The organism is Hyphomicrobium facile (assembly GCF_900116175.1).
In the GTDB taxonomy this organism is placed as follows: domain Bacteria; phylum Pseudomonadota; class Alphaproteobacteria; order Rhizobiales; family Hyphomicrobiaceae; genus Hyphomicrobium_B; species Hyphomicrobium_B facile.
Window position 1 is genome coordinate 1,403,106 of record NZ_FPCH01000001.1, and the last position, 16,666, is coordinate 1,419,771.

Sequence of the window (16,666 nt, forward strand, 5' to 3'; positions counted from 1 at the left end):
AAAAAGCGATCTGATCGTGAACCAGACGCTCTTGACCAATGCCGGCTTTCTGACGGTCGCGGCTGCTGCAAGCGCGCTGATGGGCTTTCTGTTCTGGGTCTGGACGGCGCGTATCCTTCCTCCTGAACGGCAGGGACTTGCTGCCGCGACGATTTCAGTGATGAATCTCATCGCGTTCTGTGGCGAATTCAGCCTTGGCACGCTTTTGATGGGGCGGCCCGACTCGGGGCGAGGTGTGTACGGATTAATAACTGCAGCCATACTGTGCGGTGTTCTGACAAGCCTAGCGGTGGGTTGCATTTTTATTGGTTGCAGCAGTTGGCTGTCTCCACAACTGCAATCCATGCTCAGCAGCCACAGTCTTGTGTTTCTTACGGGAGTGGTGGCAACGGCGATCGCGATTACCGCAGATGGGGCTGCCATCGGGTTACTTGCGAGCTGGGCCCGTATGGTGCGAGAAATCGTCTTTTCGTTGCTGCGCTTGCTGCTGCTGTTTCTTGTGCTTTCATATTCCTTGGCACCTCAAGCATCAGCAATTGTATCTGTTTGGATTGCGGCGCTCGTCGCCTCCCTTGGCTGCATTCTCGTTTATACCGTTTATCATCGCGAGCTGCTCGCCTGGCCTGACTTTGCCGGGCTTAGAACCTATGCCGCAGATATCTTCGGTCATCACATTCTCAATCTTGGCGCACTCGGACCTTCGATTGCATTGCCATTTCTTGTGACCGTCGTTTTATCGCCGACCGTCAACGCTGTCTTTTATGCGGCGTGGATGTTGCTGCAGGCTGCGATGCTTGTGCCTGCGGCGGTTGGCACCGCGCTCTTCGCGACGTCTTCCTCCGATCCCGATACAGCAGCACAGCGTTTGCGGTTTTCATTGGGATTGTCGGCGGCTTTTGGCATCTTGGGCGGCCTTGCCTGCTATTTGTTCCTGAAGCCAATTCTCGGCTTTTTCAATCCACGGTATCCTGAGATCGCCGGCGCAGGCTTGGATTGGCTGGGCTTCAGCTTGCTGCCGACTATGATCAAGTATCACTATATTGCGGTCATGCGTTTGCAGCGTCGAATGACGACAGCCGCGCTCATGATGTTCGCTGGGGCTCTTATCGAAGTCGTTGCCGTCGTTGTTGGCGGCTTGAGCGGCGGCCTGTTCGGTCTCACGGCTCTTTGGCTGGTAGCCGTTACGCTTCAATCACTCATGCAACTTCCCGCGATAATCAACGCTGCAGGCTGGAACCTACGGTTTGGCCCGCCAGTGGCGCAGAGTTGAGGAGTCGGCCATGCAAAGACGCTCCGCTATTGTTCTCGTGTCACTGGTCATCTTATCGCTTCTGCTGCTGCCGGCTCACCTTTCCTATGGTGTGGATCGATCGCCGTTTGTAACTCGGAGCGGAACTCATTTTGCTGTCGATGGGATTCCTTTCTACGTTGCCGGCGTCAACAATCACTATCTTCCCTACGGATCGCTGCAGGAGGTGACCGACGTTCTCGATGACGCCGTCGCGATGCATGCCAATGTCATACGGACGTTCATTCAGCCGGTGATAGGATCGCTCGATAATGATGTGCCCGCCATTTGGGATTGGAGAAGCACGGCTGAGACGAGCAATCTCGGAGTTCACGGCGTCTACATGCTCTATTGGGATGCAACGCAATCCCGGATGGCTATCAATGATGGCGCGAACGGCATGCGCCGCATCGACTTTCTTCTCGAGGAGGCTCGCAAGCGGAACCTCAAGGTTATTCTGGCATTTCTAGATTTCTGGTCATACACGGGCGGCGCCCAACAGATGCGCGCTTGGTACGGCAGCGACGACACTTACACGTTCTTTGCGAAGGACCCGCGGACGACCGCCGACTACAAGAACTGGGTCCAGGCAGTCATCACGCGGGAGAATAGTATCAACGGCAAGCGCTATGCCGACGATCCGACCATCTTCGCTTGGGAGCTGATGAACGAACCGGACATCCATCCGATTCCACTTCTCCGATCATGGTTGGCCGATATGGCTCAATTCGTGAAATCGCACGATCGCAATCACTTGCTCGCGAGCGGTCACGGCAATTCGAACGGGGATTTCTTTGATCTCCAAACCGAGGGCATCGATTTCGGCACTTGGCACGGTTACCCGCGTTTCAACGACATAACTCCCGCCGAAATGAACGAGCGCATCAATGCGTTCTGCGCGATCGGCGCGAGATACAACAAGCCTGTGCTGCTCGAGGAGTTTGGTTTGTCCAGGGTTCACGAGGACCAGATCGGCGTCTACCAAAGCTGGCTGAATACGATCTATCAGAACCAAGACTGCTCCGGCTGGATGGTCTGGCGTCTTGTCTCGCGGCAGGAAAGCGGGAAGTATCCGGATGACTCGGTCGATGGGTTCGATATTCACAACGATGATAGTCCGTTGTGGCGCCTCATGCAGGCGGCAGCCGTGCGGCAAATTTCGAAGCCCACTCTTTCTTTTTCAATTCAAGATCCATCAACCAAATAAACCAACGACATTTGCCGCCGCGAACTTTTTGAATCATTCTGACCCGTAATACTGCGAGTATTTTATGACGATAGAACATACTGCAAACGGCAATCCACGCGGCACGCGCCAAGAGATCGATGCCTTGAGAGGCACAGGTCTTCTTCAGTCCAGGGATGAATGGGCAGCTCGCAACGACGAGTTGTCGGCTTCGTTGAACCAGCTCATTCGGAGGTATCGCCTCGCCAGGACCGACAATGCCCTGGACGTCGGCTGTATGTCGGGCGAGCTGACAGATCGTTACGGCGAAGGTTTGAATCTCAGCTGGTCGGGCATCGATCCGGATATTCCTGAAAGCAAAATTTCCCGCAACGGCGCGCGTCTCTATCCAGGCTTCGGTCACCAGCTGGCTTTTCCCAATGATCACTTCGACTGCGTTACCTTTGCGAACGTCTATGAACATGTGCCGCCTGCACTGCGCGCTGCGACATTAGCGGAGATCTACCGCTGTTTGACGCCGGGGGGCATTCTCGTCGGACAATTGCCGAACCCATACTTTCCTATCGAGTCGCACAGTCGCTTGCCGTTCCTTGGTGTGTTGCCGCGACCGCTTCAGCGCGTGTATTGGCGGCTGACGCCCACGGGGTGGGATTTCGAGAAGGCGCATTTTTTCAGCGTCTCGATGAACGATCTTAAGCGAAGAGCGCAGGCGTGCGGCTTCGAAGTCATTGCTGTGCGAAATTTCAACTACTCGGTGCGTGCGATACCAAAATCGGTGCACTGGCTCGCTGCCATTCATTCGCGCCTTGGAATCCTTCCCTGGGCTTGGCAGTTCGCATTTCGAAAGCCGCTGTAATTTTTTTTCAGTTTTCAAATTAAGACCGGGGATCTTCCTGACGATCATGAACGATAACGCGCCACTCACCAGAGCTATTTGCCGGGAGATCGAGGAAGCAGATCTCGACGGAGTTGCAGACCTTCTTGCAAAAGGTTTCCCAAGTTACGATCGCGCAGTTTGGAAGGGCGTCTGTCAGCGTTTGGCCGATCGACCGTGGCCCGGCGGCTTTCCAAGATTTGGATGGATGTTGGAAAGTAAAGGCCGTGTTGTCGGCAGCATTTTCACAATTTTCACCGCGGTCCCCTTAGAGCGGCGCGTTGAGATCCGTTGCAGTACGTCAAGTTGGTTTGTGGAGGCGAAATTTCGTGGCCAAGGCTTCCGCTTGGCGCGGCAAGCAGCCAAATTCAACGACGTCATTTATTTCAATCCAACACCCGGCGCCGGCACGCGTCCTGTCCTCGATCATCTGGGCTTCGCGCCTTATTGCAGAGGACATTTCTTAGCGGTTGCGGCGGCGAGTCCTACTCGGGGGTCTGCGCACATCTGCGATTATGCCGATTACAATTCCAAGGGCTCAAGGCTTTCGCCCGCAGATGCTGCGTTGCTGGCGGATCACAGCAATTACGGCTGTATCAGTCTGGTGTGCGAAGCGGGCGATATGGCACTTCCGTTCGTATTCCTGAGGCGCAGGCAGTATGTTTCCTATGCGCAGTTGATCTACTGCAGGCAGCCTTCCGACATCATCAAATACGCAGGACTTATCGGCCGGCATCTTCTCAAGCGGGGCATCCCGCTTCTGGCGATCGATTGTAATGGCCCCATCAAGGGATTGATCGGGCATTTCATGGATAACAAGCCGAAATTCTTCAAAGGGCAGAGGGCCCCGCGACTTGGTGACTTGGCCTATAGTGAGTTGGCCTTCTTCGGCGATTATGTCAGCGGATTCCGCGCCGAATAAAAAAGGCGTTTGCCTGTGGTCGGCGGCGTTTCGCCGAATTCCGAAAACAAATGCGCGAATGGAATTGCATCTCCGTGCGGCCGATATGCGGCTCGCCGAAGAATGTTGGAATATTGAATCAACATTAATCCTTCTTTCACCCCTGCTGGATAAAACAATCATCGCTACTTAATGCGTCGAAAAATTATTGATGAGTGTAAGCCGCCTTTTGCGGTTGATTGAATTCACAGCAGCGCGGATTTTTGTTCTCATATTCTCGCAGAGATAATTGTCAGTCGATTTCTTGATTTCGCGGCCTGTCAGGCTGCTGTTCTCGAATTGGTAGATCTGTTCATCGGTATTTCTGCGCGGCGGTAATGTTCGACGCGAACGTATGATTTTTGTTGCATTCATTGGGAGATCTAGTGGCGCCGAGGGCATTGGCCTTTGAGGCCTACGCTAGAAGAAGCTGATTTTTTCTCCAATTTTAGGGGGCATTCCATGTTGAATGTATCGGCGGGGGCTGGTGGCCTCCCAGGGGAAGGCGATCTGGGGAAGGACGGGGCCGCGACACCGAAGACGAATGGTCACGCGAAGACTCCGGGCAATATTGCCTACCTCAACCGCGATGAAGCGGGCGTCAATGCCGCAAATTCAATGGTGCCGTCCTCGTCGGCGAGCGGCTTTTGGGCACTTGCTGCAATAGCTGCGCATTACAGAATTGCGGCTCAGCCCGAGCAAATAGCCCATTCTCTCGGCATTTACGGAAAGCATTGCAGTAGCGAGGATATCGTCCGTGGCGCTCAGAAAATAGGACTGAAGTCGAAAATTCTGAAGCAGCAGAATATCGATCGCCTGAATGTCGTGCCGCTGCCCGCGGTTTTGCGCCTGAATGACGGCCAGTATATCGTTCTTTCCAATAGGCTTGCCGACGGTCGGTTTCGGCTCGTATCTCCAATCACGCGTGCAGTGAAGGTGGCGGACTCGGCTGCACTGGCCGAATGCTGGGGGGGTGAAATAATCCTTCTGCGGCGTCGTTTGGCGGGTGCTGGTATAAGCCCGGCGGCGTTCAATTATCGCTGGTTTCTCGCTTCGATTTGGCGGTATCGCCGTCCGCTCTCTCATGTGCTGGCGGCTTCATTATTCATCCAGCTGTTTGCATTGATCACGCCTCTGTTCTTTCAGGTGATCATCGACAAGGTTCTCCCCTACAAGGGCGAGTCGACGCTGTTGGTTATTGTTGGCGGCCTGGTTTTGCTGGGTGCGTTCGACGTCACGCTCCAATATTTGCGCTCCTATGCTCTCAACCACACAACAAGCCGGATAGATGTCGAGCTTGGTGCGCGGTTGTTCGATCATCTGCTGCGCCTGCCGCTCTCATATTTCGAAACGCGACCGACCGGGCAGACCGTTGCTCGCATTCGAGAACTCGAGACGATACGGTCGTTCCTCACGGGCCAAGGGCTGTCGTCAATTATCGACTCGCTGTTTGCGGTCATTTTCATTTCCGTTCTGTTTTGCTACTCGGCGCTGCTCGCAACAATCGTATTGGCGTCGATCCCTTTCTACGTGGGGATCGCCGTCCTGGTCAGGCCCATACTGCGTCAGCGGATCGACGAGCGCTTCAACTGCGGGGCGGCCAGTCAGCAGTTCCTGGTCGAGTCGATCGTCGGCATGCAGACGCTCAAGGCGGCGTCGATCGAGCCGACCTTGGGCAATGAGTGGGAAGAGAAGCTTGCTTCCTATGTGCGCACATCGTTCAAGGCAGTCACCTTAAGCAATCTCGGGCAGAACGCGATCCAGTATGTGGGAAAGGCGACTACCGCCTTTGTAATTCTATTTGGGGCGCGCGCAGTGATGAACGGGGAGATGAGCATCGGCGCGTTGGTTGCCTTCACGATGATCATGAACCAGGCTATCGCGCCGATACTTCGGCTCTCGCAACTTTGGCAAGACTTCCAGCAAGTTCATATTTCGGTAGACCGCCTCGGCGATATTTTGCGAAGTCCGGTCGAGAACAAGCCTCAAGCGTGCGCGAGCCTCGCGCCTTTGCGTGGTGCCATCAAGTTCAGCGACGTCAGTTTCCGGTATTCGCCCGACGGCAGTGATGTGCTGAGGGATATCAATATCGAAATTCCGGAGGGTCAGGTCATCGGGATCGTGGGTCCTTCGGGATCCGGAAAATCTACGCTGACGAAGCTGGTTCAGAGGCTTTATCGTCCAGAGCGCGGGCAGATTTTCTTGGACGGCATCGATATCGGACACGTCGACACGAGCTGGCTACGACGCCAGATCGGGGTGGTCCTGCAAGAGAACCTTTTGTTCAACCGTTCCATTCACGACAACATCGCGCTTGCCAATCCGGCATTGCCGCGCAGTGCGATCATGTCGGCTGCGAAGCTCGCGGGCGCCGATGAATTCATTTCGAAGCTGCCACTTGGCTACGACACGTTGATAGAGGAACGCGGCGCCAACCTGTCTGGAGGGCAGCGGCAGCGCATCGCGATTGCGCGAGCCTTGGTCACGCAGCCACGCATCCTGATCCTGGATGAGGCGACGAGTGCGCTCGACTACGAGAGTGAGCAAATCATTCGCGCGAATATGCGGGAAATGACGAAGGGGCGCACCGTCATCATCATCGCACATCGCCTGGCGGCGGTGCAGTGCTGCGAACGCATTATCGTTGTCAAAGATGGGAGCATTGTCGAAGACGGCTCGCCCATTGAGCTTCGCAAGCGCGTCGGCGGTGCCTACGCGACCCTTCATAAACTTCAGTTTTCGACGATGGAGGCTTAAGTGAAAGCGCGCGCTGTCCGGTTGATCGGGTGCCTGTCGTTGTTCGCCGGCATCCTCGGTATTACCCATCAACTCTTCTTATATTTTGCAGGTGGCGCTTGGGGCGGGCGCCCATCGTCCCCATCCGTCATCGGCTGGTGGATGGACGTTTCGTCCGCAGTGATGGCATCGGCCCGCAACGCGGGTGACGCGCTAAATGGGCAGCCATTGGTGTTGGCGTTTGTCGAGCTACTTGTTTCGGTTCCGGTGGCGCTGGCTCTTTTCTTCGCAATATTTTCCTTGGCGTCGCGCAATTCGTTCAGCGGCCTTGCCGGTGCGATTGCGCGGTTCTTCACCAGAGGCGGTTTGCGGCCGGTTCTCAGAGACCGCGGCGTTGCTGTCTCCCCGGCCACGCGTCAGCGAATGGAAGCGGTGCATCGGGAGTTTCTACCGGCGGCGCTCGAGCTTGTTGAAACGCCACCATCGCCCATCGCCGTCGCTTTGCTTTGGTTCGTTTGTCTCGGCTTTTCGTCCGTGCTGGCGTGGTCGTATTTCGGCCATCTCGATATTTATGCGACGGCGAGCGGCAAAATTCAGCCCAGAGGCGGCTCAAAAATCGTTCAGCCATTGTTGCCGGGTAAAGTCATCGCGATGCACGTTGAAAACGGCAGTCACGTCAAGGCGGGCGATCTTCTTATCGAACTTGATCCGACCGAAACGGCGGCCGATAAAACAGCGCAAGCATTGGAACTTCAGGCCACGCGAGCAGAAATTGCGCGGCGGGAGGTCGCCGTTGCAATCGCGCGTAGCGATACTCTCGCGTTGCGGCCCATTCCTTTCGACGAGAGCCTCGGCGACGTTCTGCGCGATCGGGAAGAGCACGTTCTCGTGGCCGATGTTGCTCACTTGGTTTCAACGCGTGACAGCCTCGAAGCACAGTTGAGAGAGGCGGGCGCGCGTTACGATCATACGACGATGACGGTCGCGGCGAGGAAGAGTTTGCTCGCCGTATTGAAGGAGCGCGTGGACGTAAGAAATGAGATCGACTCGCAGGGTGGGGGATACCGCGCAAGGGTTCTCGATGCCATGCAGGAATATGAGCGGGAAAAGACAAATCTCGCGAGCGATCAGGGTGAGCTCATTGAGGTCGAGGCAGCCAAGAATTCCGCTAAGGCCAAAATCGACGAAGCTATTGCGCAGTTCATATCTGAGCAAACGGCGAAGCTCGCCGAGGCTCAGCGCAAGCGCGACGGGTTGGTGCAGGATCTCATCAAAGCGACCGTGAAAGAGGCGCAGACGCGGCTGGTGGCGCCGATCGACGGAATGGTTCAGCAACTTTCCGTGACGACGGTCGGACAGGTTGTGTCGAGCGGGCAATCCCTCATGACGATTGTGCCGGATGATGCTCCAATCGAAATTGAAGCCATGATCCTCAATCGCGACATCGGTTTCGTGAAGGTGGGACAACCCGTGACGATCAAGGTCGATGCGTTTCCATTCACGCGATATGGGACGCTCGAGGGTACCGTCACGACCATCTCGCATGATGGCGTCGATCAGAAAACGGCTGCAAATCTTAGCGACGCCGCAAGCCTGACGAGGCCGCAAGGGGCACCCACTTCTACAAATGCCGCAACAGCAGAGACGCTCGCGTTTCCTGCCAGAATAACCATCTCGCGAGAAACGATCGATGTCGACGGAGAGAAAATTCGGCTGCGTCCCGGGATGTCGGTGAGTGCCGAGGTCAAGACAGGGCAGCGTCGCGCCATCGACTACGTGTTGTCTCCGCTTCGCGAAATTCAATCCGCTTCGCTGCAGGAACGCTAATCGAATTAGGTGCTCAATATCGATGATTATGAAAGTCTGGAATAAAATATCATAGCTCAGTGGTCAGAATGTTTTCAAAAATTTTGAAGGTGCGCGATGTCGAATGCAATTGTACTTGAGAATGAGAAGCCGGGAGCTCCCCAAAGCGAATGGATGCTTCAGCCGGGCGAGGCGAGTTCGAGTATCGAGGGGTTCACGACCTCGATGAGCACGAATTTGGGGAGCACAGTCAATTTCAAAATCAACACAGACTCCAACGATTACCGGATCGATATCTATCGTTTGGGATATTATGGCGGCGATGGGGCTACGCTCGTTACGTCGATGGAGCACCAGGGCGCGGTCAACCAGCCCAATCCGATAACTGACCCGACCACCGGCAACATCGACGCCGGGAATTGGAGCGTCACGGATTCATGGAATATCCCAACCAACGCGACATCCGGCGTCTACATCGCTAAATTGACCCGTCTGGACGGAACGAGTGGCGAAAACATCATTCCGTTCGTTGTGACGAATAATGCGAGCACCTCCGACATCATCTTTCAAACATCGGATTCAACCTGGCAAGCTTACAATGCCTGGGGTGGCGGAAGCTTCTACACCGATACGGCACAGAACATCAGCTACAACCGGCCGATTCAAACTCCTGCCGGGCCTGACGATACGACGGCGTCGGGACCTTGGGATTTCGTTTTCGGCGAGGAACTGCCGGCGATATATTTTCTCGAGAAGAACGGTTACGACGTCAGCTATCAATCCGGTATCGATACGGCGACGAACGGCAGCCTCTTGCTCAACCACAAGGCATTTTTGTCGGTCGGCCACGATGAATATTGGACTGCACAGCAGCAGAATAATGTCCGCGCGGCTCGCGACGCGGGCGTCAGTCTCAATTTTTGGAGCGGCAACGAAAGCTATTGGACGACCGAGCTTCTTCCGAGCATCGACGGAAGCGGAGATCCCAATCGCACGCTGGTGACCTACAAAACATCAGCCACGGGATTGCAGAATCCCGATGGCGTATGGACGGGTGCGACCCGTGATCCAGCTGGCGGCCTTATTCCCGAGAACGGACTTTCCGGCCAGATGTACTACGTGGATTGGGACCACAATACTCCGCTCAATCCAATCACCGTGCCGTACAAGTACGCTCAACTGAACATCTGGAAAAACACGGAAGTCGCTAATCTCCAACCCGGACAAACATATACAAGTCAGAGTGACTACCTAGGATACGAATGGGATGTGAACGCCACATCAAGCGAGGTGGCGAACAATGGGTTCAGTCCAGCGGGTCTCGTGCCTCTGTCGTCCACCACGGTGACGTCTGACGCGGTGAGCAATGCCTACATCCTCACGGGATTGATCACGGGCACTGCAACCCACAATCTGACCCTGTATCGTGCGCCCAGCGGTGCGCTAGTATTCGCCGCGGGAAGCATCATGTGGTCTTGGTCCCTCTCGTCCTTGCATACGCCGGGGCCGGACGGGTCGCCAACCGATGCGCCAGCCGATCCGGCCTTCCAGCAGGCGATGGTCAATCTTCTGGCTCAAGAGGGAATTCAGCCGCAATCGCTGGATTCGAGCTTGGTCTTGGCCTCGCAATCGACGGACTTCTTGCCGCCGACCACGGTTATCTCAACGAACACCGCCGCACAGTTCGTTGCGGGGCAGCTCGTAACAATCACCGGTACAGCAACGGACCAGGGCGGCGGCGTCGTTGCGGGCGTAGAAGTATCGACCGACGGCGGCAACACTTGGCATGAAGCCAATTTCGCAGCGGCCGCCGCGAATGTCAGCTGGTCTTACACGTGGACGCCCGCCGCGACGGGTTCCTATACCATTTTGGCGCGTTCGGTGGATGACGTCGCCAATCTTGCGCATCCTCTTCTCAGCCCCAATTTTTCGATCACAGATTTCTACAGTAATTTTGCGGTGTCGCAGGGATGGGCTAGCGCGGATACGTTACGTACGCTCGCTGATTTCAATGGTGATGGCCGGGCCGATTTCGTCGGGTTCGGCGCTTCAACGGTCTATGCTTCTGCGTCTCTCGGGGACGCGTCTCAGTATAATGGCGGCGCGAGCTTCTCGACGAGTCTCAGATCCTTAGCCAATGATTTTACAATCGCTCAAGGCTACACGGCGGCGAACCAGCGCGGAATGGATTTTGTCGGAAACCTCTCGAGTTCACCGACGGATCACTTCGATACGCTTTGGGCGGTCGGCGCGGACGGGTTTCATTACGCTTCTGTTGCGAGTTCGGGCGCGGCAACCGGGTCGAAGGTCTATAACAACTTCGGGCTCGCCCAAGGCTGGACCCAGACGTACGGCGTCGATGTCGCCTTCCTCTCCAAATCCGATGCCTACGCCTCAATCGTCGGGTTCGGCGTTTCCGGTCTTTGGGTTGGACAGCAGGCGTTCAATCCTACGGCGACGCCAGCGGCAAGCTATATTGCTGCGGGCTCGCAAACGCTCGGCGGCGCATCGGGATGGGACAGCACGTTGGATATCCAAACGTTCCGCGATTACCGGGGCAACATGATCGACTTGAACAACGACGGAATTGCCGACTTCGTCGGAATGGGACCGACCGGATTGGAATACGCTTACGGTCAGTTTACCGCCGGTGCGACCGCGGGGTCACAGGTCTACTCGCTCGGTGCCATTCAGAAGGGCTCTACCGGAACGAATATCGATTTCGGCCGAGACCAGGGGTGGGATACGTCGACGTCGGATCGCATTCTTGCCGACATCAATGGAGATGGGCGGCTTGATGTCGTCGCTTTCGGCGACGCTGGCGTTTGGGTCTCGATCGGTCAGCAGGCCAATGCCGACGGAAGCGGTGCGTTCGGCGCAGCATACCTCGCCATGGCGAACTTCGGTACGCAGCAAGGGTGGAGCACAGCTGTAAACACACGCGTGTTAGGCGACCTCTACGGTAATGGTAAGATCGATATCGTCGGTTTCGGCGCGGATTATACGTTTATTGCAACGCCGACGGTGGACGCCGCGACCGGACATGTGACGTTTGGGATCAGCGAAAGCTTGCATGCTTACGGAACGAATGAAGGGTACTCACCCTCTCAGAATTTCCGTGGCGTCGCAGATGTCAACGGGACCGGTGTCGATAGCATTGTGGTGAGCAGTCTATCGAATACTCAAATCGTCAGTCACGTATAAGCGTGCCACTCAATTGGGTCATGGGCTGCCGGCTTCGTATCCGGCGGCCCCAGACCCAGTGATGTTTCAATTGCCCCGCTGCGGACGGTTTCGTACTCGCGCTTGCATTTCCCGCAACAGCAGCCAGCGCACAGGCTTGTTTGGATTTTTCAGGGCAATCTTCCACCAGGGCCTTCGCTCGTGGAAGTAATAGGAGATTGGCCGTCGAGAGATCAGCACGGAATTTGCCGCCGAAATATCGGGCTCTTCTCCGTCGTTTTCGCCCGCCCCTTTCCAAGCCTTGTAGCTCAAGTCGGTCGCATCGAGTGCGGCGGCAAACGTGACCTTTCCACCGGGCGAACTCACCTCGTGTTTGACGAGAACCGCATCGATATGACTTCTGAAGCTTATGGGCGCCGCGTCCGGGAATAGTTCGACGCGAGCTTCAATCCGATTGCTTGCGATGTAGCGATGCCCGCTCGCGCATGCTCGCATATGGAAATCCCAATCGACATTTCGGTCCAAAGTCTCATCGAAGCCGATGGCTTCGATAGCGGCGCGTCGTCCCACCATTTCGATGGTGCCGAAAAGATTCGCCACGACCCCCGTATTCAGCGCCTCTCCTAATCGAACTCTATCAGGATGCAGAACCTCGGGCTCGGACGGCAGCTTCTCGAAAATCAATTGCGGGATCACGAAGTCAAAATCGGGTTGCGTGTTGAGCGTCTCTACGGCATCGACCAGAAACGCCGCGTCGATCGACGTACCGGCTCTGCAAAATGCAACGATGTCATTCTCGGCGCTGCGGATCCCCAGATTGCAGAGTGCCGCAAGGCCGCCGCGAAAGCCGAGTTCGACGATCTTGACCGTCCCTTCGGAAACGAGCGTTGAGCCCTTCAGACGTTCAAAAACCGCTGCTCGTTCGAGTGCGGATGGGCTGCGATCACATGCGAAGATAACTTCGACGTCCAGTCCTTCCACTTGAAGCGCCGAATAGATCGTATCCATCGGATCGCCATACTCATTGCTTGTTGCAACGATGATTGAGAGCCGCTTCGGCTCAGCGTCGGACGGCCGCGACGATCTGCTTATCGCAGTATGCGTCCAATATGGCGCGGCGGCGGGTTTCAATGCCACCCGCTCATGCTTCAGTCCATGGCGGCGTGACCACATGTCTTGAAGCAAGCCGACAAGATCGTGGGCAGTACCATCGAACTTCTCGCAACTGGTTCCATTCACCCAAGGCGTCTTAGGGCCGAAGGCAGGATTGCCGCTGTTGAGAATGACGAGCGCACCCAGGAGATTTGCTTCATACGCGGCAAGACAGAAGCTCTCGTAGGCAGCGGGAAATATTGCGACCGAATTGGAAATGGTCTCTTCCCGCATGGAGTTATTCAGATTGTCCAGAATCTTGATGCGCGCTTTGAGATGGTCTGGAATCAAGTTTTCGCAATGCCGGTACAGTTCGTCGTTGACGATATGCGCCAGTAATAATGCGTCGCCTTGATATTCAGGGGTGGAGTCCATGAAGCCGACGGCGGCATTGATGAATACGTGTGCTCGTTTCACCCACTGAATCTTGCTGGTGAACACGAGCGGGGTGCTCTCAGTGAATTTGGTGCTCGCTTCGCGTTCGTCGGATTCCAGCAGCACCGGCGGAGTTTCAACGACTGCCTTTCGCTTCCATGCTTCGTTGAAGCCAAAATGCGAAGCGACATCATCTATGATCGGTTGAAGGTGACCAACGACGATGTCGGCGTCGGATAGAGCTTTCCGCTCGATATCGGCAATCACCAAATTTCCACAATGGGCAGGGCGGTGGTCTCGGCTGCGTAGAACAGCCTCCGTGCTGTGGATTCGTACGGCGATCGTTGAGTGCGCGAAGGCGCGACCCATCAATTTTTCCTGCAGCGTGGCTAGTGCAACGCCGCCAAAGTCGGGAAATTCGATAACATCGAAGGGGCCTGAATGTTGTTCTATGGCGCGAAGCGCTTTCATCAGTTCGGCGGATTGGCTGTGACGGGTCAGCATGAAGGCGTCGGCAGGCGGATAGCTGATATCTTCGGCAGGAGTCCGGGAAGCCCAAGCCTTGGCGTCGAAAAAATTACACGCGGGGTGGACGCGTCGGAACAATCCCTCACTCAGTGCCTTCTCGCCGTACCAAAGGATGGAAAACTCAAGGCTGGGATCACCGCCATAAGTCTTGAGTAGATTATGAACTAGAACTCCAATTCCGCCCGATGTAAAATTCTTCAGCTCGAACGTTGCGATGCAGACGCGAATGGCCATAAAGCGATCTCTTGAAAATTAGAGGTTGAGAAATTCGGCATAACGTTTTTTCGAAACGCGCGTAATTTCAGATGCGTAATCCGACATGATTGCCTGCAGCTCGGGATTGTTCATCGAGCTCAGGTAATCAAGGCGCTTTCCGATTTCACGCACATTGAAGGGGTTCGCGATTACGCTGAGCGCCGTAAACGGATGCTCTGTGAGCGCGTCGAGAAACAGCGGTCCCGAAAGCACCATTGCTCCTGCGCCGAGTGCTTCCATGTCGACCATGGGATGGCAATCGATCGTCGTGACATTTACGCTAACGTCGATGTCGTGCAGGAATGCGATGTGATTGTGATGACCCGCGTATAGCACCTTTTTGCATCTCGCCGTCTCGGGCATCGTCCCAAGAATTTTTCCATAGTGGAGAATTTCCTGAATCGAGCTCGATAGCGCAGCTCCGAGAAGACTCGAGTGCAAGTTCTTGCGGATATCAGGAAAGGCCGGCACCAGAGCAATCTTGCGATTTCCGGCAAAGGCCGGGACAAGCCGGCGCCGGTTGGTTGAGGGGGGGCAGTTGAGGAGCATCGGTTCGTATGCCCGCGGGAACACCATGCCCATGCCGGACTTCATCATGTGCACACGCCGGACGATGCCCTGCCGGCAGATGGTCATGGCGCGCTCGAAAAATTGAGCTTCGGGTTTCCACGCAAGTTGGCTCAGATTCCCGTGCCAAACGAGGTAGCATTCGATCCCGGCTGCACGCACCAGCCGGATGGCGCGCTCGGCGGCGTCTGAGAAGCCATGAAAGACAGCTTTCTGGATGCCCCACTCTTCGAGCTGGATAACGAGTTTCATCAGATCGCCCTTGCTGAGGGGGCGCTGCAAAGGGATCGCCACTTTGTGGCCCGGCTGCACGCCAGCGGCGGAACGTATCCCGTGCCAATTCTGATGAAAAATATGGGCGACGCGCGCGAAGTGCCGGTCATTTCGGGCATAGCGACAGTCGCCGTCGGCGTCGAACTGGATTTCTGAAGACAGTTGCCGGGGGCTTATCGTTCCGTGCTTATTTTCATCGTCCTCGGGTGGCTCGGTGGGCTCCTGTTTGCCTGCAAGTCCGACCAGCTCGCGAAGTAGAGAACTTCGGTTGGCCGCCGGTTCGGCTCTGACGCTACGGCTGACTTGGAGTTGATCCGGTTCAATCCAATCGCTCTGTTTTACGTCATCGGCGGCAAACGATTTGAAATTCGGCTTCGCAGATATTGGCTTTTGTTGAGGTGGCGACCGGAAGGGAAAGTAACCTGACGGTCCCGGGCGGGCGATCTCATCTGAGCCGATGGGCATCGGATGATTGGCTGGCGCGAGCATCTCAGAAATTTGGAGTTCGATGCCGGCTAGGAGGCGCTGAGCCCGTTCCCGTGAATGCAGCACTGCAGCATGCGCTTCGGACGTCAGGCACCAGTTCAACGCTGCGTCCATCGCTTCGGGCGTTGCTTCATCTGCTTGCAAGCACACCGGCCACTCAAGGGTCCGAGCTTGCGCGGTGACTTTGTCGCCGCCTGCAACGGAGTCCACAGCAATCACAGGCACGCCATTTCGAAGTGCGAAGACAAGCCCGTGCAATCGATTTGTAATCAACGTGTCGACAACGCCGATGAGCGCGCTGACGCCTTCGGGCGACCCAATGCCGCCCGCGTTTGACGCTTTCGGCCACCGCGTATCGACATCGAATACCGGCAATCCGCGCCGTTCGATTAAATCGTTTATGCTGTCGATGACTTTGCTGTGTCTCTGCCTCGCACCATACTCATGCTGGCTCTTGATAAGACAGCGGCCCAACACCGGAACCTTTTCCGTTCCGACCAAAAATGTGAGGTCGGGCCTGGTGGCTGCATCGGAATCGCGCTCGAGCAATACATCGAAAGGATTCCACACGGCGAGCGGTTCCACCATCGTCAGATTGATGCCGATGCGTTTGCAGTGCCCGTATTGGTCGATATCGAAATTGTGGTTCTGAAGCAGGCCGGGCCAGCAAGGACCGCAAACAATGACGAGATGAGTATAGGAACGCGGCTCTGCCATTGCCGGGCTGATGGAGCCCTTGAGCTCGCTGCGAACGTTGGCTCCGAAGGCGGCGACGTCGTAGCGTAGTCGAGCGTTCGCAAGACACCGCTTGACGAACTCCAGACATTGAATATCGCCGACCGTTGAAAAATGGCCGAGCAAAAGCGCTCGTTGCTGGGCCGAGCTCGGATCGTCAAAGCGAATTTGTTTCATATCTTGCAAAGGACTCTCTTGGAGCCGAGCTCGCGATTCAGAGCCAGGACGAGGCCAAGGCCGCCTTGTGAGATGTGCGGATCATCGCGTGACAATGAAGTCTTG

At 55.9% G+C, this 16,666-nt stretch carries 9 protein-coding genes; 7 read left to right on the plus strand and 2 right to left on the minus strand.

Going from position 1 to position 16,666, the window contains the following annotated elements:
- Positions 1-79: 79 nt before the first annotated feature.
- From BM399_RS06770 to BM399_RS06805, 7 genes are all read left to right on the plus strand, one after another.
- Entirely contained in the window at positions 80-1,270 is a 1,191-nt protein-coding gene (locus tag BM399_RS06770) for a polysaccharide biosynthesis protein (protein WP_143111352.1), read from the plus strand.
- 10 nt (positions 1,271-1,280) lie between these two features.
- The gene (locus BM399_RS06775) at positions 1,281-2,495 is read left to right on the plus strand and encodes a glycoside hydrolase 5 family protein (RefSeq protein WP_092865875.1); all 1,215 of its coding nucleotides are present in this window, start codon (positions 1,281-1,283) and stop codon (positions 2,493-2,495) included.
- Between the two features lie 64 nt (positions 2,496-2,559).
- Positions 2,560-3,330: a class I SAM-dependent methyltransferase gene (locus BM399_RS06780; RefSeq protein ID WP_092865878.1), complete on the plus strand. Its 771-nt coding sequence runs from the start codon at positions 2,560-2,562 to the stop codon at positions 3,328-3,330.
- A 46-nt stretch (positions 3,331-3,376) separates the two neighbouring features.
- On the plus strand, positions 3,377-4,270 hold the full coding sequence (locus tag BM399_RS06785) for a hypothetical protein (protein ID WP_092865881.1): 894 nt from the start codon (positions 3,377-3,379) through the stop codon (positions 4,268-4,270).
- A gap of 480 nt (positions 4,271-4,750) precedes the next feature.
- Positions 4,751-7,045, plus strand: a complete 2,295-nt coding sequence (locus BM399_RS06795; protein WP_425284060.1) for a peptidase domain-containing ABC transporter — start codon at positions 4,751-4,753, stop codon at positions 7,043-7,045.
- The gene (locus BM399_RS06800; RefSeq protein ID WP_092865887.1) at positions 7,046-8,851 is read left to right on the plus strand and encodes an HlyD family type I secretion periplasmic adaptor subunit; all 1,806 of its coding nucleotides are present in this window, start codon (positions 7,046-7,048) and stop codon (positions 8,849-8,851) included. It begins immediately after the preceding gene.
- 96 nt (positions 8,852-8,947) lie between these two features.
- The gene (locus BM399_RS06805) at positions 8,948-12,034 is read left to right on the plus strand and encodes an FG-GAP repeat domain-containing protein (RefSeq protein ID WP_092865890.1); all 3,087 of its coding nucleotides are present in this window, start codon (positions 8,948-8,950) and stop codon (positions 12,032-12,034) included.
- A 66-nt stretch (positions 12,035-12,100) separates the two neighbouring features.
- Here the strand turns inward: BM399_RS06805 and BM399_RS06810 are convergent, their stop codons facing one another.
- Together BM399_RS06810 and BM399_RS06815 are read right to left on the minus strand one after the other, a co-directional pair.
- A complete protein-coding gene (locus BM399_RS06810) occupies positions 12,101-14,302 on the minus strand; it encodes a glycosyltransferase (RefSeq protein WP_092865893.1) in 2,202 nt (733 codons plus the stop codon).
- An 18-nt stretch (positions 14,303-14,320) separates the two neighbouring features.
- Positions 14,321-16,561, minus strand: a complete 2,241-nt coding sequence (locus tag BM399_RS06815; protein ID WP_092865896.1) for a polysaccharide pyruvyl transferase family protein — start codon at positions 16,559-16,561, stop codon at positions 14,321-14,323.
- Positions 16,562-16,666 lie beyond the last annotated feature (105 nt).